The organism is Sphingomonas bacterium, from assembly GCF_903643065.1.
Classification (GTDB): Bacteria; Pseudomonadota; Alphaproteobacteria; order Sphingomonadales; family Sphingomonadaceae; genus Sphingomonas.
On sequence record NZ_CAHJWX010000447.1, the window covers coordinates 1 to 2,684 of the forward strand.

Annotated in this window: 2 protein-coding genes; both read right to left on the reverse strand. The window is 72.8% G+C overall.

Going from position 1 to position 2,684, the window contains the following annotated elements:
- Positions 1 to 96 precede the first annotated feature (96 nt).
- Positions 97 to 1,086 (reverse strand): porphobilinogen synthase, encoded by a 990-nt coding sequence (hemB, locus tag HUU95_RS13685; RefSeq protein WP_174280609.1) that lies wholly within the window; start codon positions 1,084 to 1,086, stop codon positions 97 to 99.
- A gap of 46 nt (positions 1,087 to 1,132) precedes the next feature.
- Complete coding sequence (locus tag HUU95_RS13690; RefSeq protein ID WP_438827215.1) at positions 1,133 to 2,599, reverse strand: MATE family efflux transporter; 1,467 nt, start codon at positions 2,597 to 2,599, stop codon at positions 1,133 to 1,135.
- Positions 2,600 to 2,684 lie beyond the last annotated feature (85 nt).

The following is a 2,684-nucleotide window of genomic DNA, read 5'->3' on the forward strand; positions in this document are numbered from 1 at the left end:
GCGGACGCGGCGGCGCTGCTCGCGCGCGAGGCGGCCCGCATCGGCGTGCTTCAGGCCACGATCCCGGCCGGGTAGCCGCCCACCTAGCCCGCCTGCCTAGCCGCCCATCAGCCGGGCGGCATGGGCGGCGTGATAGGTCAGCACGCCCGAACAGCCCGCGCGCTTGAACGCCATCAGCGTCTCCAGCACCATCGCGTCGCGATCGGCCGCGCCCGCCGCCACAGCCGCCTCGATCATCGCGTACTCGCCGGAGACTTGATAGGCGAATACAGGCACTTCGAACCGCTCCTTCACGCGGCGGACGATGTCGAGATACGGCAGGCCCGGCTTCACCATCACGCTGTCGGCGCCCTCGGCGAGGTCCAGCGCCACCTCGCGCAGCGCCTCCTCGGCGTTGGCGGCGTCCATCTGGTATGTCTTCTTGTCGCCCTTCAGCAGCCCGGACGAGCCGACCGCGTCGCGGAACGGGCCATAGAAGGCCGACGCGTATTTTGCGGCATAGGCCATGATCTGGACGTTGTGGTGGCCGCCGTCCTCCAGCGCGTCGCGGATCAGGCCGACGCGCCCGTCCATCATGTCCGACGGCGCGATCACGTCCGCCCCCGCCGCCGCCTGCACCAGCGACTGGCGGACCAGCATGTCGGCGGTCGCGTCGTTGACGACATAGCCGGCCGCGTCCAGCAGGCCGTCGTGGCCGTGGCTGGTATAGGGGTCTAGCGCCACGTCGGTCAGCACGCCCAGGCCGGGCGCCGCGTCCTTGATCGCCCGCACCGCGCGGCAGATCAGGTTGTCGGGATTGAGCGCCTCGCGCCCGTCGTCGGTGCGGAGCGCGCGCGGCGTGTTGGGGAACAGCGCCACGCACGGGATGCCCAGCGCCCGCGCCTCCCTCGCCCGCGCGGCGATGCCGTCGAGCGACCAGCGGCTGACGCCCGGCAGGCTCGCGATCGGCTCCTCCACGCCCGCGCCATCGGTGACGAACAGCGGCCAGATCAGGTCGGCGGGCGTCAGGACGGTCTCGGCATGGAGGCGCCGGCTCCAGTCGCTCGACCGGGTGCGGCGAAGGCGGACGGCGGGATAGCGGGACATGCCCCGGACATGCGGACTTCTCCGCACCGGCGCAAGCGGCGCCCGTTCAGCCCGTCGGGTGGATCATGCCCGCCGGCTCCTCGCCCGCCGGCAGGTGGCCCCGCGCCTCGTGTCCGTGCCGCACGCCCGGACCGGCGGCGAGCATCGTGTCGCGGCGCCAGCCGCCATGGCGGTAGTACAGCGCCGCCATCGTCAGGCTCGCCCCCGATCCGAGCGGGAAGCTGAGCCACAGCGCGTCGGGACCGAGCACCGGCCGCATCGCCAGCGCGAAGCCCAGCCGCACCGGATACATGGCGACGACCAGGATCGCGAGCGGCGCCAGCACCGCGCCGTTCGCGCGCACCGTCGAGAACAGCACCATCGCCATCCCGAACAGCACGAAGTTCCAGCTCGACAGCAGCTGGATGTGCCGCGCGATCCCCAGCGCCGGGCTGGCGGTGGCGAGGAACAGCGTCATCACGGGCCGATCGAACAGCAGGATCGCCACGACCACCGCCCCGGTGACGCCGACGTTGAGCAACAGCCCCGACCCGGTGATCCGGTCCACCCGGTCCCACCGCCCCGCGCCGATGTTCTGCGCCGCCATCGCGCTGACCCCGGCGCCGATCGCGAGCGCGGGCATCTGGATATAGGTCCACAGCTGCTGCGACACGCCATAGGCGGCCGCCGTCTCCACGCCCAGCCGGTTGACCAGCCCCATCATCGTCAGCCCGGCCGTCGACATCACCAGCAGCTGCGCGCCGATCGGCAGGCCCTTCGCCACGATCGTGCGGGTCAGCGACCGCTCGGGCACCAGGTAGCGCCACTCCGCCCCCCTCAGCCGCAGCGGCATGTCGCGCAGGTACATGAACCCGAGCAGCGCGACGGCGGCGACGTGGTTGGCGATCAGCGTCGCGGTGGCGGAACCCGCGATCCCCATGCGCGGGAACGGCCCGATCCCCTCGATCAGCAGCGGGTTGAGCCCGCCGTCGATCGCCACGCTCAATCCCATGAACCACAGCGGCGTGACCGAGTCCCCCGTGCCGCGCATCGCCGCCATCAGCAGCACCAGCAGCATCGACGCGGGCAGGCCGAGGAAGATGACGCGCAGATAGGCCAGCGCGAGCGGCATGGCGTCGCCCGGCGTCGCCAGCGCCCGCAGGATGTCGGCCGCGAACACCCAGCCGAGCGCGCCGATCACCGCCGACGCGCCCACCACCAGCGCCACCGCCGAGCCGAACGCGCGCCGCGCCGCCTCCACGTCGTGCCGGCCCATCGCCTGGCCGACGAGGATCGTCGCCGCCATGCCGAAGCCGAACACCGCGCCGAACATCAGGAACATGATGATGGCCGCGTTCGACGTCGCCGCCAGCGCGCCCTCGCCCAGGAAGCGCCCGACCCAGATCGCGTTGATCGAGCTGTTGAGCGACTGGAGCACGTTCGACCCCAGCGTCGGCAGCGCGAACGCGATCAGCGTCGGTCCGATCGCGCCGGTGGTGAGGTCGCGGCGGCCCGCGGCGGCGGGGGGCCTCACGCCGGCCGGTCCGGGCGGGAGGTCGCGAGGCGCGACGTCGACGCGCGCGCCCGCGATCGCATGCTGGCGGGGATGGATCGGGCGG

Excerpts from the sequence above, each read along its gene's own strand:
- hemB (WP_174280609.1), bottom strand. The coding sequence starts at position 1,086 with ATGTCCCGCTATCCCGCCGTCCGCCTTCGCCGCACCCGGTCGAGCGAC.